Raw genomic sequence first — 17,433 nt, 5'->3', positions numbered from 1 at the left:
TCAACCCACCGTGCCGACGCCGATCTGCGCCAGCGCAGTAGTCAGCTTGAGTTCGGACACCAGGTGATCCACGGTGTAGTGGCTCTTCAGGTGAATGATGCTCTGGTAACTGCCTACCTTGCCCGGCTCGTCCACCACCTGCACCCGAGCCTCGCGCAACGGGTAGCGCGCCAACATTTCCCAAGACAGGTCATCGCGTCCGGTGGTATAGCGATCCAGCCACTGCTGCAGCTGGCGCTCGCAGTCCTTGGCATTCATGTAGGCGCCGACTTTGTCACGAATCATGACCTTGATGTAATGAGCGAAGCGCGACGCACACAGAATCTGCTGCAGCATCGAGCTGATGCGCGCGTTGGCGCTGGCGGCCTTGGTGGTGTACTGGCGCGGCCGCTGCAATGAGGGCACGCTGTTGAAGGCGGCATAGGGTGTGTCGTAGCAATGGCTGAGGCAGGTAAAACCCAGTTCACTCAGGTCGCGTTCGGCAAAATCGGTGACCAGTATCGACGTAGTCATGCGCACCTGCTGCGCACTGGAATCCGGCCGGTAGGGCAGTGCCGGCAGCTGTGACACCAGCCCGCCGCCCAGGTGGTCGCGGGCCACGCCGCGAATATGCGAGAACCATCCCACCTCGGAGAATTCCCGAATCAAGACGCAGCCGAGTGCAAAACAGGCGTTACCCCACAGGTATTTGCGGCTGTGGGTGGCCGCCACGTCCTCGGCAAAACGCAGCCCGCGGTAACAGGAGAACTCGGTGTTGTAGGGCTCGCGCAACAATACCTGTGGCAAGGTCACCGCAAGGAAACGGCTGTCTTCCAGGTCGCGCAGGCCACTCCAGCGGATGTACTGCTTGTGACGGAACACCTCGCTGAAATTGACCGGCTTGGCCAGGTCCTCGTAATCATCCACGCCAAACAATTGCGGGGTCGCCGCGCACACAAACGGGGCAAAGGCCGCCGCGGCGGTGTGGGCGATACCCTGCAGCGTAAAGACATCGTCGTGCGGGTGGCCGGAAAACGGCCGGTGGGAAACATAGTAGTCCCCCAGCAGCAGGCCGAACGGCTCGCCCCCGGGGGTGCCAAACTCCTCGTTGTAGATCAGGTGGAACAGGCCGGACTGGTCGTAGTCCGGGGCCCGCTCGATATCCTTGCTTAGATCCCGCCAGTTCACATCCAGCAGTTTGATCTTGACGTTGTCCGAGTGCGGCGCGTTGGTTACCAGCAGCGACAGCCCGCGCCAGCTGGCTTCCAGCTGCTGGAATTCCCGCTGGTGGAGTATCGCGTTGACCTGATCGCAAATCAGTTCATCCAGTTCCGCCACCAGCCGATTCAGCCACTGGCGCACCGAGTAGTCTTGCCGCTGCGGGCAGGGGCACAGTTCCGTCAGCCAGTATTCGAAGGCAAACAGCGGATCCGGCTCGCGCAGGAATTTCTGCAGTGGACTGCCCTGCCCCGTCAGCAACTGCGGCGGCAGCAGGGAACCACTGTCACTCGATTCATATGCGGCAGATGCAACGGGCACTGCGAGCGCTCCCACAGGAATAGGTGTACCGGGACACAGATGTCCGCCGGCGATTTACGGGTAGAGAACGAGAGGCGGCCCACCCAGCGGGCGGGCCACCTGCCGTTATCCCGCAGTGGGGATATTGGCGACCATGCGCATGGAGGTCGTCAGCTCCTCCATCTGCAACCACGGCTTCAGGTAGGCCACGGCACTGTAACAACCGGGCTGGCCGGGGATTTCCTTTACCTCGACCCGCGCTTCGGCGAGCGGGTACTTGGCTTTCATTTCCGCACTGGCATCCGGGTTGGAGTTGGTGTACTGGATGATCCACTTGTTCAGCCAGCGTTCGCAGTCACTGGCTTCCATAAACGAGCCCACCTTATCCCGCGCCATGACCTTGAGGTAGTGCGCGATGCGCGAGGTCGCCATCAGGTATGGCAGGCGCGCGGAAATTGCCGCATTGGAAGTGGCATCCGGATTGTCAAAGACCTTCGGTTTCTGCGCGCTCTGGGAACCGAAGAAGACCGAGTAATCGGTATTCTTGTAGTGACACAGCGGCAGGAAACCCTGGCCGCTCAGCTCGGCCTCGCGGCGATCGGTAATACCGATCTCGGTGGGGCACTTCTGGTCGAGGTCGCCATCGTCGCTCTTGAACAGGTGGGTGGGCAGATCTTCTACCTTGCCGCCGCCCTCGGCACCACGGATGGCAGTACACCAGGAGTTTTCCGCAAAGGCGCGGGTCATGGTCGTGCCCATCACGTAAGCGGCGTTCATCCAGCAGTACTGGTCGTGCTCCGCCGGGCGGGAAACGCCGGACTCATCCACTTCGAATTCCTCGAAGTTGAAGGATTCGACCGGTTTGGTGTTGGCGCCGTAGGGAGAGCGCGCCAGCGTGCGCGGCATTACCAGGGTCACAAAGCGGGAGTCTTCGCTATCGCGGAAGCTGCGCCACTTGATGTACTCACCGGATTCGAAAATGCCGCCCAGATCGCGCGGTTTGGACAGCTCGGTAAAGTCGTTGAAACCGAACATACCGGCACCGGCAGCAGAAACAAACGGACAGAAACCGGCCGCGGACACATTGGACATCTTGCTCAGCAGCTCGATATCCTCCGGATGGCTGGTAAACTCGAAATCGCCGATCATGCAGCCGTAGGGCTCGCCACCGGCGGTGCCGAACTCCTCTTCGTAGATCTTCTTGAAAGTCTGGCTCTGGTCGAATTCCACGGCCTTGTCCAGGTCGCGGAACAGCTCGCGCTTGCTCAGGTTGAGCATGCGGATTTTCAGCGTCGCGCCGGTCTCACTGTTCATGACCAGGTGATTCAGACCACGCCACGAACCCTCGAGCTTCTGCAGTTTTTCATCGTGCATAATTGCCGACAGCTGCCTGGACATGGCCGCGTCGATCGCCTGCACCGCCTTGTTGATGGTCTGGGTCAGGTTGCGGTCCCAGCTCACGGTGCCCTGCATTACCTGCTGGGTGAGGTTGGCAATCAGATCCTGGGCTTCGTCCGGCTCGGTCTGTTTGGTCGCAGAGATCGCCTGGTCGAGCAGGTTGACCGATTGTTCCTGTTCTTCGCTTTCCGCTACATTTTCAACTTCGGTGCTCATTCTGCGTCCTCTCCTTTCTCTTCGCCGAGGCCCAGCTGTTCGGATATCGCGCTGACGTTATCGGTGCTCTTGAGAATATCTTCGAGGACCTTTTCCAGCTCTTCGGAGCGGTCGGCCTTGCTCAGCAGGTCGCGCAGTTTGCTGCGCGCTTCCAGCAACTGCTTGAGAGGCTCCACCTGCTCGACAATTTTCTCCGGTGAGAAATCGTCCATGTGCCTGAAGTCCAGGTCCACACCCATTTTGCTGCCATCATCGCTCAGGGTATTTTCCACCTGCATATTCAGCTTCGGATTCACCTTGGCCATTACATCGTTGAAGTTATCGCGATCGATCTGAACGAACTTGCGCTCTTTCAGCGCCTTGCGATTTTCCGCGTTGTCACCGGAGTAATCCCCCATAACACCGACCACAAAAGGCAGTTCTTTCTTGACTTCGGCACCGTTGGTTTCAACATCGTAGGTAATATGCACGCGCGGCTTGCGCACACGCTTCAGCTTGTTGTGAATACTTTCAGACATCTCGGGTCTCCTTTCCTCAAGTTAGGAATTACGTTGTACAGATCTGTTACCAGGCGGGTTCGGGTTCGGCCGCCGGCGCTTCGGACCAGCCGCTATCGGCTGCGGCCGGAGCGGAGGCAGCTGCGGCAGGCTCTGCCGCGGGTGCGCTGGCAGCGGCCGGCGGGGCCACATAGCGCTGGGTATCCGAGCCATCCAGCTTGACCCCGGTGAGCTGGGAGTACATCGCGCGGGACTGGTCGTCCGGCAGCAGCTCCGTCATCAGCTCGGAAACCGTCATGCGTCCCCAGGCAATCAGGCGTTCCAGCCCGGGGGCAAGTGGCGTGTGGGGTTCGTAGGTGCGGAAGTATTTGGCCGCCTCCTCGAGCAGTTTCAGCGCCGCCTCGCGCGAGGCGACGGCACCGGCCGGCACCGTCAGTCCCGGTGCAGCGGCCACGGCAGCAGTGGATGGCGACGCGGAATCCGATGCCGCCTCCGCTGCAGCCGGCGCTGCCGCGTTCTCGGCCGCGGCGAGGGCATCCAGTTGTGCCTTGTAAATAAAGCGCACGGTGCGCAGAACTTCGTCCAGCAACGCGCTGATGTTGGTAAACGGTGGCGCATCGTGGCCACAGCTGCTGCGCAGCGCTTCGTTGATACTCTTGTAGTGCGCAATCGCCTCTTCCAGTGTTTCTACCAGGTTATTCACCCACTCACCGCTGGCGGCGTTTACACACTGCTCGATATCCGCAAGGCTGTAGCCGAGGGTCTCGACTCGCGCTGCCTTGGCGTCGTCGTCGGCAATGCGGTCGGCATCGCGCGCCTGCTGGTGCTGGAAAAAAGAAAAAGCGCCGTAGTCACCTTCCGGCGTGATGTCCGCACTCCGGATCGGCAACATCAGGGTGCCGTCGCCGCCGTCGCCATTGAGGCCGGACAGCGGCGCCACCTTGGTCTCGAGGCCATCTTCGTCCGGCTCCGGGAACAAACCTTCCCAGTGTTCCTCCACCAGGCGGTCGATCAATGCAAAACCGTCGCGCAACCCGGTGAAGCCGTGCAGGCGAATCAGCGCCTCGGTATACCAGGCTGCCACTTCCAGGTCTTTGCTCTGCTGGGTCAGCACTTTTTCTGCCGTTTTTGCCACGTCGCGCCACGGCGCCAGCAGATCCGCGTCGCTGTCGTCGAACATCGCCGAGCGCTCGGCGGCGCGCGCACTGTTACGCGCATCCTTGATCGTGTAGTAATCGGAAGTTGGCGAGCGGTCTTCGCGGATGTCGCTGCCGGTGGGCTGGTCCGCAGCTATCGCGGCCGCAAGCTCGTCGATACTGATCGCTGAGGGGAAAGCCATGCAGATTCCTTTTTATTGGGTTTATCCTTGTGCCGCGCCCCTATCCCGGGCGCCGGCCGTAGTGAATCAGAACGGCGCTTCCAGGAGACTGGTTGCACGCTCGGATTCTTCCATGTTCCATTCGGGCTGGGCATTTTCGGCCCGGAAGCTGGCGATCAGCTGCATCATCTGCGGGCGCAAGTGTGCAAACTCCTGCGCGCCACACCAGAGAAACAGGCTGTAAAACCAGTTGTCACACTCGATCCCGGCAATCAGATAGCGCACATCTACGCCATCGAGTTGCGCGGTCATCTCACCGCAAAATGCGCGTTCCAGAGTATGTGCGATTTCTACCGGCTGACGCAGCAGCTCACCCACTGCCACCGTATCCACACATTGCTGCAGCTGCGCCCTGCAGTAATCCTGCAGACTGAGCGTCTGGGGAAGCTCCTGGCGCGACTGTCGCAAAACCACCAGGTAGTGATCTTTTTGCGGACAGCCCGCCTGCAATACGGCGTGGACGTTCAGGCCCTCGCACAGCTGCCAGGATTTGGGGGCCTCGACAGCAACACCACCATCAGCCAGCCGCCTGGTACCCGTGTCAGCGCGGGCGGTAACCGCTTCGGTTATCGGTGCTTTTTCAGTCGTACGATAAATGGTGCGTTCCCCGTGACGCACTTCAGCATGCCAGCCACTGCGCCACAATGCGCGGATGACACGCTCGGCCTGATTGCGCTTTGGGGCAGATTTAACCACCGGTCGCCGGCCAGACAGCAGTCGCTTGACCTGTTCAAAATCGAGTGAAAATTGCTGCGCCAACAACGCGATGCTCTGACGTCTATCAAAGCCATCGCGCAGCTCGCCGGTAAAGACAACCAGAAAATTCATTCCCTTGATCCGCAAGTTGCATGCTCCGCCAACGATCCGGACGCACGGCCAGATCACTTCCCTATAGCGGCTTTAGTCTCTCTTTATTACTTCCGAGGAGTCACTGATCACTGTCTGTAAATAAATCCATGGACTTTTCCACAAGGCGCTAACAACACCCCCATGAACCCAAGACAGAAAACCGCAGCCTCCCCAGTATATTCAAAATTTTTCAATTAACTCCACAATGCATTTCAGCTCTGCCCGATTCTACCGCTGTTATTTAGCGCTGAACACTAACCATTTTTAAAACGCACCCGAGTACCAATTTAATGCTATGAATTTTCCAGCGTACCAAATTTACTTCTCATTCCTGCATCATCGTATTCGCAGCCGATGCACGAGTGCACCTCATATATCTGTACCAATTGACGCGTCGGTGACGAAACCTATCCGAAAATCGCAATACAGTTCAATGACAGCGGATTACAGCGCATTGCCCTCCACACCAGTCGGCAAAAGTTTCTTGCTCAACACCTGCAGGGATCAGCAAGCAGAACATAATGTGCTCGCAGTGGGCTAAAGTGCGAAAACGCCAGCCTCGGCTCTGCGCCGCATCCGATTCACCATTGATTGCTGGGCGCCCCCAACATGGAGCAGTAGAGCGTCGGTTCCGGCAGCGCCGGGCTCAGCAGCGTACTCGGCGGCAGGTGCTGGGAACCGGCACACCACCAGAGGCTGAAACTCGCACACTGCCGCTGGTAGAGACTGTGCAGCAGGCTCGGATAACTGGTGTCGATACCACCGCTATCGCCGGTAGCGATGTGGGCACCGGAGACCATCATCACTTCATTGCACACGCCGCTCTCCACCAGCGCAGGGAAGCGCTGCTGTAGATGGTCAGCCTGAAGGGCTTCCTGCAGGGCTTCGATCGCCAGGTCAGACAGCGATTGGAACCAGTTTGTGGCATTGCGCTGCAAGGCAAACGGATTACTCTGTGGCGCTACCGGTGCGGCCAAAGTGAGCGGGAAATAACGCCCCACGCTGTCCACGCTGGGTACCAGCACGCCAGCCCAGCCCTGCTGATCGACGACGCCCGGCGACAGCGCAAAGCGCCAGATCGGACTCGTCAGGTAGTAGTCAAGCCAGGCCTCCCCCACCAGCTCGCGGGAGCCAAACACCGCACGCTGCAGCCATTCATCCCAGGGGGTGACAAAACTGCCCGGCAGCTCGCGCTGGACGAAGTCACCGTGACCGGGCAGTTTGCCGAAGACGCCGCCGTTATTTGTCATCGCCAATTCCTCCCGCCAAGCCCTGGCGGCCTGCTGAGCCGTTCAGACAGGGCCGGGCCGCAAATCGAACACGCGTATGCCTGATTTGTCGTGGCGGGTTTGCGGCCATATGCCGCACACCCGGCTTGGAAAATGTCATGGAAGGCATTTTGCAGCAGTCCACTAGAGCGTCTGCGGGCAGCGATAGCGAGCCAGCAATTCTTGATCGAACGGATTGTTGGCGCCGGCGGCGGACAGGCGGAATTCGGCGCGGCGCCCCTCCTCCTTGAACGCCACCAGATATTCGGTACTGCTGCGGCCGCGCTGCAGTTCGGAATTTTCCAGCAGCCGGTACCAGGCCCAGTCACCTTCGAAGTGGCGCCGGTGTACCGTCTCATTCAGATCCTCGAAAATGATCCGCACCCGATTGCTCTCGCCGCCGCGCCAGGTCAGTTTCTTGGGTGTGCGCGGACCGTGCGAATAGGGTACCCGCTGATCGCCCACTTCCAGCTCAAACAGGCGCACGCCAGAATCCAGCTTGGTAGGCTCGATGCGGAAAGAATAGCCGGCCTGTTCGCCAGCGCCGAAGAAGGTGTTGCGAATTCGCTCGGCGCGGCGCAGCTGCGCCAGCGTACTGCTCGACAGGCCGAGACTCTGCCCCTCGAGCGATTTAACGCGCCAGTTGCGCGTATCCACGAATGGCTGCAGGTATTCACTGACAAACTTCTGCTCGGTGCCGCCGGGTTTGAAGAATTTGTTGAACTCCATGATCGGAACTTCCTGATCGCGGTCGTCGCGCAGCGGATAACGGTTGGCCAGACTGCGGTTGTAGCTGCTGTAGACCTGCTCGCGCCAGATGCGATCGGCATACTGTTTGGCGCTGCCCATCACCAGTGCCCAGGTGCTATCGGCAATGTTGTTGAGCCAGCGATTGAAAGGGGCCGGCGCATTGGCGGCCTTGATGCGCAGTTGCTTGATGGCATCACCGCCACCGCCGGCAAATCGCGCCTTGGCGCTGTTGAACGCCGCTTCGCCGGCGTCCGGCGCACTGTCGATCTCGGTCAGGTACTCCTGCACCTTGGTGATCGCCGCCAGGTATTCCTGTACCCGTGCCGGACGCCCTTTCTCGCTCTGGGTAAGTCGCTGCAATTCCTCGAAGCGCAGATCGACACTGTTGGGCTTGAAGCTGTCGGTCAGTGCGCTCGCAGCACCGCTGGCCGCGGCAGCACCCAGCTTGCGCGTGGTGCTCGACACCGGCATGGACACGCCGGAGGTGTTTACCGCGGGGATCTTCGGTCGCGGCGTCAGGCGCGTATTGTCGGCAGTGATCTCGGTCACTGCGAGCAGCGGCGAATACACCGGATCGGCAAGTTTCGCCAGGCTGTCCAGCGCCTGGCCGGTGGAATGGAAACTGCGCACCTTGAAGCCGCGCAGGAACTGTTCCCAGCGCTGCTGATATTCGCCCAGATAGATTCGCTTGAGTTCCTCACCGAGCTGCTCGCGGTCAGTCTCGCTGAAATCCTCGCCACTGAGCTCGCCGCCGTAGATCCAGCGCTCATCCGCCAGTTGGTTCAGCAACGGTGAATCAGCGCCGAAATCAAGCTCCTTGTAACCCGCCTTGGTGTACAGGTAGGGAATCGAGAAACGCGCGTCGGTGGCCGCCACACCAAACAATTGCTCGGTGTCGCCGCCGATTTCGCGATACAGGTCCACCGGTGTGGCACCCAGGTCGCTGCGCTGCATCTGCGCGTAGAGACGCTGCGGCACCGGAATACGCCGCAGCTGCTGGCGGGCGCGGGCCACGACACGCTCATTCGGCTGCAGGGTGGCGGGCAGTGGCGTCGCGAACAGGCGCTCGAGATGCGCGGCCAGCTGTTGCTGCTGTGCAGCCTCGCCCTTCAACTGCTGTTGCCACTGCGCGGTGAAGTATTTCTCCAGCGACGCCAGTTCGCGGTGATCGGCGTCGAAGAACATGAGGTAGGTCTTCAGCGTTTCGGTCAGGGCCGGATCGTCACTGCCGAGGCGGTTCAGGTCGCGCTCTACCGACCGCACCAGCGATGGCAGGTAGGCCTGCAGCAACTGCTGGCGATACAGGCGATCGGCGGCGCGGTCGATGCGGTCGTCGTAAAGGCCCAGGTTGTTGAGCCACGGGTGGTCTTCGCGCTGGTACACAGTTGCGGCGCGCTGCAGCGGTTCCAGCAGTTGCAGTGTCTGCACCGGCGTCAGCTCGCGACCCTGCGCGGCCTGCCTGGCTTCGCGGTATGCGGCGATCTGGGCGCTGACATCATTCATGTAAATCTTGTTCTGTGCCAGGCTGCCGACCCACAGTGACAGGGCGCCGACGAACAGCGCCGCCAGGCCGACATAGACGCCGCGGCGCAGCCAGCGCGTAGCCGACTCGATGCGACGGTTGACCCCCACCAGCTCGGCTTCCGGGAAGATGACATCCTTCAACAACCGGTGCAGGAAGAAACTCTTGCCGGCGCCCTGGAATTGCTGCCCCATTTCGCGCTCGAGACCAAAATCGGCACTGACCGTCGCCATCATGCGGTCGATCGGGCTGCCTTCCTGCGTACCACTGGTGAAGTAGATACCGCGCACCATCGGCACCGTGTCATAGCGGTTGGCGCCGAAGGTCTGCTTGATAAAGTCGTCCAGCACTGTCTGCAGGCTCTCCATGCGCGCGGGGAACCCCTGCAGCAGCGCGCGCTTCTCGATATTGCGCTCCTGGTGCACTCGCCACAGAACCCGCTCGTTGAGACGTTCGACCAGCTGCGCGAACTCGCCACTGAAGCTGTCCAGCGGCGCACCCGCAGCGGGGCTGGTCTCGGCGGGGAAACTGATACCCCAGACCTGTTCCCGTTCCGCCTGGGACAGGTTGTCGAAAAATTCGCTGAAACCGGCGACCAGGTCGCACTTGGTGAACGTCAGGTAGATCGGGAAGCGCACCCCCAGCTCCTGCTGCAGTTCGTTGATGCGCTGGCGAATGGTCTTGGCCTGGTGCAGGCGCTGCTCTGTGGTCTGCACCATCAGGTCCTGCAGGCTGATGGCCACCAGCGCGCCGTTGATCGGGCGGCGGCGCCGGTAGCGCTTGAGCAGGTTCAGGAAGGCGCGCCAGGCGCTGTTATCGTGCACCCGGTGGCTGTCCTGGGTGGTGTAGCGGCCGGCGGTATCGATCAGCACCGCCTCGTTGGTAAACCACCAGTCGCAGTTACGCGTGCCGCCGACACCGCCGAGGGCCTCCTTGCCGTGGCTCTGCGCCAGCGGAAATTCGAGCCCGGAGTTGACCAGCGCCGTGGTCTTGCCGGAACCGGGCGGACCGATAATGATGTACCAGGGCAACTGGTACATCGACACACTGCCGCGCGCCGACTTGAAGCGCGCTTTGCGCAGGACTTCCATCGCCTCGCGAAAACGCGACGACAGGGTATCCAGCTCCTCGCGACTGCGCTCCTCATCCGGGTCCACCTGCTCCTGGGATTCCTCGATCTCGCTGATCATTGCGCGGTTCTGGCGCCGCTCCATCAGCCACTGGCTGAGATTCCATACCAGCCAGAGCGCGAACAGGAAGGCGATGATGGTGAGGCGCACGCCGCGCGACAGCGTGGCGTTATCGCTACCGAACTTGATGTAGTCCGCTCCGAACCAGATCAGCAGCGACAGGGCCAGCAGGCCGATAAAACCCACCACCCATTTATTGGTAAAGAAATCCCGCAGCCGTTTCATGCATTACTCCGTGGCCGGGCGCCGGTGGCGCCGGGCTGTCACTGTCCCTGTTGCTGTTCTTGTTGCTGTTCTTGCGGCTGGTCAGCCACCAGAGCTGCGACCCGTTCCGCCACCGGGGTGGCGCTGTCGTACAACCACCAGCGAAACCCGCTGTAAGTCAGTACCAGTACCCCGAGCGCGACACTGGCGATCACCCACAGCGGGATGTACTGGATCAGGCGGCTCTTGCGCTCCACGCAGCCGGCCCAGTGCGGGGCCAGGTCGCGTTCCATCTGTGGCCGGTGGCGCTCGATGGTCTGGTACAGGTTGTCGCGGATCTGTTCCAGCTGTTCGTGCCCGCGCGGCACCAGCCGGTATTTGCCCTGGAAGCCGAGACTCAGGCACAGGTAGAACAGCTCCAGCAGCTCCAGCTGCGCCCCCGGTGTTTCCAGCATCCGCTGCAGGATGGCGAAACACTTCTCACCGCCGAAGGTCTCCTTGTGGAACAGGCTCAACAGCGAGTGCTGGCTCCAGCCGCTGGCGGTGCCCCAGGGGGTGGACAGCACCGCCTCGTCCACGACGGTGCACAGCAGGTAGCGCGCGGTGAGCACCGTTTCCGGAGCCAGTGACAGCTGCTTGGCCTCGCGCTCGAAATGCTGTATTTCCCGCGTCAGGCGCTTGTGCAGATCCGGCACATTGGCGTGGTTCATGGTCGTGCGCAGTTTGATGATGGCGCCGAGCAGTTTCGACGCCGCTGCCACCAGCGGGTTGAGACTGTTGCGCACGCGGATGTCCTGCTGCACCGCATCGGCGCCGGCAAAAGCGCCGGGGGTCGGCGCCGCCGGGCGTGCGGAAGCCGCGGCACCGGGGGTGGGCACCAGCACGGTGCGGTCGCCGGCACTCGGCGCGCGCGGAGGAGTAAAACCGTCGTTGCCGCTCATAGTCAGGGCCTGCCAATACTAAATTTGATGGCCGCGACGGCGGCCGTTTTTCCGTAAGACAAGGCGCAGTGAGCGCCGTGTGGTTCACCACATAAGCGAACTGCAACGCAGGATTGCGGGAAAACGGCCCCGTCCCTCCGGGTTGCGCCCCCAAGCGGGCCACGCGGCGTTACTCGTCGTTCATTTAGCATGCTAAATCACTCTCCTCGCGCCTTGCCTGGCCCGCTTTGGGGCAGCAACGCGACCATTAAATTTAGTATTGGTAAGCCCTATTGATTCCTTATTGCCCAGAGTTCCATCGTCAGGCCCGGAAACTCGGCGCCCAGGTGCACGGCAAAACCACCGGATTTCTGCATCGCCTGCCACAGCTCACCGCTGCGCTCCAGTTCGAAATAGGTGAAACCGGCGTGATAGGGAATCTGCCGCGGCGCTACCGGCAACGGGCGCAGGGCCACGCCCGGCAGCTGCGCGGAGATGAGTTCGCGAATCGCCTCCACCGGCGCCACCTTGGCCTGGGTGGGGAAGCGGCTGCGCAGCAGGTCGCCGGGCATGTCCGCCTTGGCCGCCATAACGAAACTGGCCGAGGTGACCAGTGACGGATCGGTAACCGGCGCTACGTAGATGCCGTACTTGCGCTGCACCAGATCCATGGAGATCGCAGTCTGTTCCAGCACCGTAGACAGCGACTGGCGCAGGGCCGCAAACAGACCCGCGTAGCTCTGCTGCAGGTTCTCGTGGGCGTAGTTGGGAATTTCCGGCGGCCGCTTGCTTTGCGCGGTAAAGGTCGACAGTTCACCGGCCAGCTGCAGCAGTTCCAGGAACAGGCTGTGCGGATGCAGGCGCGGCTGGGCGGTGAGCTGGCGCAACAGCGGTTCGAAGCGGTTGACCACCTGCAGCAGCAGGTAGTCGGCAATCTCCGCCGAGCCGCTGCGGCCGCTGTCGCTCAAGCGATGCCCGAGCGCAGAGCCGCGGTGATCCAGCAGGCCCTTGATCTCCTCGATGTAGGCCTTGATCACCGCAGATGTCTCGGCGTTCAACAGCGGCGGAATATAGTCGCTGTCCAGCTCTACCGGCTTCTCCGGCTGACGCTCGCGAATCCGTGCGATGCCGATGGCGGCGTAGCCACTCAGGTCATCACTGCCCAGTTTCAGGCAGGCGCGCAACTTGCCCACCTGGATGCGCGCCGGCTCGCCGGAGGCGGAGGCGCTGTTGCGCGCATCGAAATTGCTGGCCTGATAGCGCGCCTGGGGAAAATCTTCCTGGTCGCGCACCGACTCCTGGCTGCCCGGGCGCTTCATCGGCACACACAGGTAGACGACTTCATCGCGGGTGTTGACCGGCACCTCGAGCACCTCCGGCAGGTGTTCGTTCTCGGGCGCCAGTATCGGTGTGCCGTCGGGAAAGATGGCGCTGACCCGCGATACGGAAATCTTGCCCATCGCCAGCGGTTCGCTGTCGATGGCGATTTCCACCAGGCCCCAGGTGTAGGGCCCCAGCGCACCGGTGCGCGCTTCTAGCAGGTTTTCCAGATAACGATCCTGCTGCTGGAAATGCTGGGGGCGCAGAAACATCCCCTCACTCCAGATCACCTTGTTGTTTGCCGACATGCTCGTATTCCTTTCCGGCGCCGGGCGCCCGCATTGAGGAGGCAGCCGCTTCAGCGGTTGCCGTTGTCCATTTTTTCCAGCTTTTCGCGCATACGCTTGTACTCTGCACTGGAGATGGTGACGGTTTTGTCACCGCTGTCTGTCGCCGCGGTACGCGCGCTGCCAGTCGGCTCGCGGTGCATGGCGATCTGCTGTGGCGAGCCGATGCGGGTACCGGACAGTGCCACCTTGTACGCGTTCTCCTTGTGATCGGTAATCGGCAGCAGCATCAGGGCATCCGCGCGCTGGTACTGTACAAACTCCGCCAGCAGGCCGATATAGCGCACCTCCGGCGTCAGCGGCAGCTTTTCCAAGCGGGTTTCGCCGGGGGCGAATTCTTTCAGCACCACGGTATCGATCAGGTCTTTGCCCAACCGCGACGGCGCGTTCTCGTACAGGTTGAGGAAGTCCTCGCGCGCAAACTGGCGGTTGTCGGCGAGCATGAACACCCGCACCACCACCGGCGAGGCGCGTCCGTCGCTGTCCGGATTCACATCATTTTTGACATCCATGGCCAGCTGGACACTGGTATCGAGGTTGAGCGTGCGGCGCGTGGTCTGGCAGGCGGAACTGCTCAGGCCCAGCGCGGCAATCAATAGCAACGTGAATAGATTTTTTGTGGTCACGGTGGACTCCATACGGTTCGCGTCTGTGCGCGTTAATTTTTCAGGGATCGTGCGTTTTTCAATTCAGACAGCTGTTGCTCGTAGGTCGATGCGAACTCATCACCAAACAGGCGCCGGTAGCAGGCCTCCGGATCGCTGATCTGTTCCCGGTACAGCGCCACAAAACCCTCCCAGTTCTTGGCGTTGCGATTGGAGAAAACGCCGCCCTGGCTGTTGACCCGCCGCTCGATATTTTCCGGGCTGAAAAAACGCAGCATGGCGTCGTAGCCGGCACGCATCCCGGCGAGCACCGCCACCTGGTGGTCGGAAAGGTCGTCGAAACTGTCGCGCACCGCGCCGTGCGGTGTCATAAAGGCCCCGTTGCCGGCAAACATGGCCGCCATCGCATCGGCAGCAGAGGCGCTGAATTTCAGCGGGTTGTTGGCTTCGGTCTGGATCATGGTGCGCTGCACGCGCAGCTCGTTCTTGATCGAGGTGCGCGCGCGCAGCAGGTCGATCAGGCGCGCCACTGTCTCCTGCACAATGGCCGCCGCCTGGGCGTCTACGGCAGGCTGCTGCGCGGCGGGCAGGTTCAATCCCAGCGCCGCGATCAGATTAGTGGCGCTGGCCGCCGGCTGTTGTGGCGTCTGCGGCGCTGCCGGCTGCGGCGGTGGTGCGGGCTGCGGCGGTGGCGCGGGCTGCGGTACCGGCGGTGCAGCCTGCGGTGCCGGGGACGGTGCCGGCTGCGTCGGTGGCAACTGCGAGAACTGCTGGCCGGCACTGGCGAAGTGGCCGTCGGCGCCCGCTACTGGAGCCCCGGCACCGCCTGCGGCAAATCCAGGCACGCCATCTACCTGTTGGCCGTGCACCTCGGCGAGGGAATCCGCAAACGGATTGCCCGCCGCCGCGGCTGCGGGTGCAGGTGCGGATGAAAAAGGCGGTGGCGATGCGGGCGACGATGCATGGGGCGACGGTGCACTGGCGGCGGGCGCAGCCGGTGTTTCCGCCGCGCTGGCAAATGCCGGTTCCGGTGCGGTGAAGGCCGCCTCAGGCGCCGGGGCGGGTTCGGGGGCCTGCGCGCGAAACTGCATCGAGTGGCGATCGGCCGGGGCGTGATCCTGTTCACTGCCGTCCTTCCACCATTCGTCGTCACTGTCCCACTGGTTGGTGCCACCCGCGGCACCGCCGATGGCATCCGCACCAAATCCACCGGCGCCATCGCCAGCGGCAAACGCGGCGAGCGGATCCAGCGATTCCGCCCCGTGCCCGGGTAACGACTCGGCGGGCGCGGCTGCCTGGCCGCCGAGTGAACCCCACTCGCCGGTCTGCGCAGCTTGGCCACCGGCACCCGGCTCCAGCCAGCTGTCCAGCTGCTGGGCTTCGGCCTGGTTCTGCATCTTGGCGGCAGCGGCGGGGCTGAAGGTGGTGCGGTCGGCGCTGTCGAGGAAATCCGCAGCGCCAAGCCCCTTGGGCAACCCGGATTCGGCCTGGGGCTGGCGTATCGTCACCTTGAGCTGGTACTCACCGATCGCAATGGTATCGCCATCGTTGAGCGCCACCCGGTTGCCGTTGCCCAGCGGATCGCTGGCACCATTGTGGTAGGTGCCATTGGTGCTCTGATCCTCGAGGAAATAGCGATTGTCACTGAAGGCAATCGTGGCATGGCGGGACGACACGACCCGCTCGGGGTCGGGCAGCACCCAGTCGTTGCTGTCGGCGCGGCCGAGACTGCCGCCGGCCGCGGCAAACAGTTTGGTGTGCTTCAGCATATTGGCGCCCTGCGGGTCCGCCACAACCGAGAGAACTAGATCCATGTCACTCTGACTCGTGCTGGTAAATTATTGAAATGCGACCGGTTGTCACCCCGGCCCGCAAACCGGTAAGACAAACACCGGTAAAAAGTCTTTAACCCCAGGGCCCGCGCAGGCGTGTTCCCGCCAGCGACTGTAGTTTCGGCAGCACTATCTGATCGCGCCCCTGCACCGAGCGCAGCGTGCTGATTCCAACCGCACTGAAGCGTGCGGCGGCGCGATCGCTCAGCAGCGCCTCGGCGCACGGCGTCATCCAGCGCCCCTGGGGCAGTTCGCGCAGGTGCAGCGGCAGACTGTCGAAGCTGGCCGCCTCCACCGGCGCCGCGTGACCGGCGCGCACGAACGCATCGCACAGCGACAGCGCGAGCAGATAGGCACTGTTACCCCACAGGTAGTACTGGTGCCCCAGTTCGGGGGTTAACTCTTCAAAATCGAAACAGTCGGTGGTGGCGGAATCGGCACCATAAGGCAGCCGCAACATAAACCGGGGACCGGCCAGGGCGACGTATTCACTTGCGGAGTAATCGCGCACGGCCCGCCAGCCGTCGACAAAGGAGTGCGCCAGGGGATAGTGCCAGTCGTCCGGATCCGGTGATGCGGCCAGGGTCGGGCAGCCCGCCAGGCGCGAGTCGCCACCGAGCAACAGCGCGCTCTGCGCTGCCTCGGCAATGGTGGCCAGGTCGACCAACAGGTGCAGGTCGCGCTCATCGTCGGCGATGGTGAAGTCACCCAGCACCACGTTGTAGGGGCGGTTACCGGCGGCGGTCTCGCGCTCGACCAGGCATTTGAATAACTGTGACTGCTCCAGGTCATCGCCGGCCCGATCAAAATCGGCCCGCACCTCGTCCTTACTCACGTCGATCAGGTGCAGTTGCAGTCCCGGGTGATCTTCCAGCCGGCGCAACAGAAAGTGCACACTGCGCCAGCTGGCCTCAACCTGGCGGAACGCGCTCTGGTGCATGAGTTTGCGCATCGCTTCCGACGCCGCGTCGCGCACTGCCTGCAGGTAAGTTTCCTGGCGGCTGTCCGGCTTGCGCTGCACATAGGGCGCGACGATATCGCGGATCAACCGGTCGACCTGCACTTCCGGGCTGGCCAGATTCACATCCGGGCAGTCCCGGGCGGCGAGAATACTGTCGAGCAGGGATTCGCCGCTGTACGCCGCATCACTTTCCCCGGCGATGTTTTGCCCGGCACCGCTGCCGGCGGTATCAGTGGTACGCAGCTCCGGTCGCCACTGCCGGATCTCCTCCGCGGCGCGAGTGAAGGTCTCCGGACGCAGCAACCGCTTTTCCAGCTCGATAAATTGCCGGAACAGCGGCACGCGGCTGTACAGATAATCCGGGTGCAGGTCGTCGTACTCGAGGAGCGACAGCGGCTGCGCCATCAGCGGCAGCTGCAGGCGCACACCCAGCTGTTCGAACAGTGCCTCAAAATTGTCTTTGCCCAGACGGTAAGCCGGACGCGTGGCGAGATTCTCCGGCTCGCGCTGGCCACGGCTGGCGCGACCGCTGAAATCGCCGAGGATGGCAACTTTCAGTTGCGCGACCTGCTGCTGGTTCGGCGGCCCGGAATCGTCAGTGGCGCGCTGACCGGAAACGGCATCGGCGGACGGGTCGGCGCCGAAAATCGCACCGGGCTGCATTGTTATTCTGCTCACG

At 62.3% G+C, this 17,433-nt stretch carries 12 protein-coding genes; all 12 read right to left on the bottom strand.

Features of this window, described 5'->3' with window-relative positions; all coding sequences use genetic code 11:
• Complete coding sequence (tssC, locus tag ABDK11_RS01470) at window positions 1-1,518, bottom strand: type VI secretion system contractile sheath large subunit (RefSeq protein ID WP_346838551.1); 1,518 nt, start codon at window positions 1,516-1,518, stop codon at window positions 1-3.
• 105 nt (window positions 1,519-1,623) lie between these two features.
• Window positions 1,624-3,111 (bottom strand): type VI secretion system contractile sheath large subunit, encoded by a 1,488-nt coding sequence (gene tssC / locus ABDK11_RS01465; protein WP_346838550.1) that lies wholly within the window; start codon window positions 3,109-3,111, stop codon window positions 1,624-1,626.
• Window positions 3,108-3,629: a type VI secretion system contractile sheath small subunit gene (tssB, locus tag ABDK11_RS01460; RefSeq protein ID WP_346838549.1), complete on the bottom strand. Its 522-nt coding sequence runs from the start codon at window positions 3,627-3,629 to the stop codon at window positions 3,108-3,110. The genes tssC (ABDK11_RS01465) and tssB overlap by 4 nt, the downstream gene beginning before the upstream one ends.
• Window positions 3,630-3,675: 46 nt before the next feature.
• Window positions 3,676-4,947, bottom strand: coding sequence for a type VI secretion system protein TssA (tssA, locus tag ABDK11_RS01455; RefSeq protein ID WP_346838548.1), 1,272 nt, complete (start codon window positions 4,945-4,947; stop codon window positions 3,676-3,678).
• 66 nt (window positions 4,948-5,013) lie between these two features.
• Window positions 5,014-5,814 (bottom strand): hypothetical protein, encoded by an 801-nt coding sequence (locus ABDK11_RS01450; RefSeq protein ID WP_346838547.1) that lies wholly within the window; start codon window positions 5,812-5,814, stop codon window positions 5,014-5,016.
• A gap of 602 nt (window positions 5,815-6,416) precedes the next feature.
• Window positions 6,417-7,085 (bottom strand): type VI secretion system-associated protein TagF, encoded by a 669-nt coding sequence (gene tagF / locus ABDK11_RS01445; protein ID WP_346838546.1) that lies wholly within the window; start codon window positions 7,083-7,085, stop codon window positions 6,417-6,419.
• A gap of 162 nt (window positions 7,086-7,247) precedes the next feature.
• The gene (gene tssM, locus ABDK11_RS01440; RefSeq protein ID WP_346838545.1) at window positions 7,248-10,790 is read right to left on the bottom strand and encodes a type VI secretion system membrane subunit TssM; all 3,543 of its coding nucleotides are present in this window, start codon (window positions 10,788-10,790) and stop codon (window positions 7,248-7,250) included.
• Between the two features lie 38 nt (window positions 10,791-10,828).
• Window positions 10,829-11,710 (bottom strand): type IVB secretion system protein IcmH/DotU, encoded by an 882-nt coding sequence (gene icmH, locus ABDK11_RS01435; protein WP_346838544.1) that lies wholly within the window; start codon window positions 11,708-11,710, stop codon window positions 10,829-10,831.
• Between the two features lie 269 nt (window positions 11,711-11,979).
• Entirely contained in the window at window positions 11,980-13,317 is a 1,338-nt protein-coding gene (gene tssK / locus ABDK11_RS01430) for a type VI secretion system baseplate subunit TssK (protein WP_346838543.1), read from the bottom strand.
• A gap of 50 nt (window positions 13,318-13,367) precedes the next feature.
• A complete protein-coding gene (tssJ, locus tag ABDK11_RS01425) occupies window positions 13,368-13,982 on the bottom strand; it encodes a type VI secretion system lipoprotein TssJ (protein WP_346838542.1) in 615 nt (204 codons plus the stop codon).
• Window positions 13,983-14,014: 32 nt separating this feature from the next.
• A complete protein-coding gene (gene tagH / locus ABDK11_RS01420) occupies window positions 14,015-15,775 on the bottom strand; it encodes a type VI secretion system-associated FHA domain protein TagH (protein ID WP_346838541.1) in 1,761 nt (586 codons plus the stop codon).
• 91 nt (window positions 15,776-15,866) lie between these two features.
• Window positions 15,867-17,432, bottom strand: coding sequence for a type VI secretion system contractile sheath large subunit (locus ABDK11_RS01415; RefSeq protein WP_346838540.1), 1,566 nt, complete (start codon window positions 17,430-17,432; stop codon window positions 15,867-15,869).
• Between the last annotated feature and the right edge of the window lies 1 nt (window position 17,433).

Source organism: Microbulbifer sp. SAOS-129_SWC, from assembly GCF_039696035.1.
Taxonomy (GTDB): Bacteria; Pseudomonadota; Gammaproteobacteria; order Pseudomonadales; family Cellvibrionaceae; genus Microbulbifer.
Note: the sequence above shows the minus strand (reverse complement) of the source record. Positions and strands in the feature narration are given on the sequence as shown.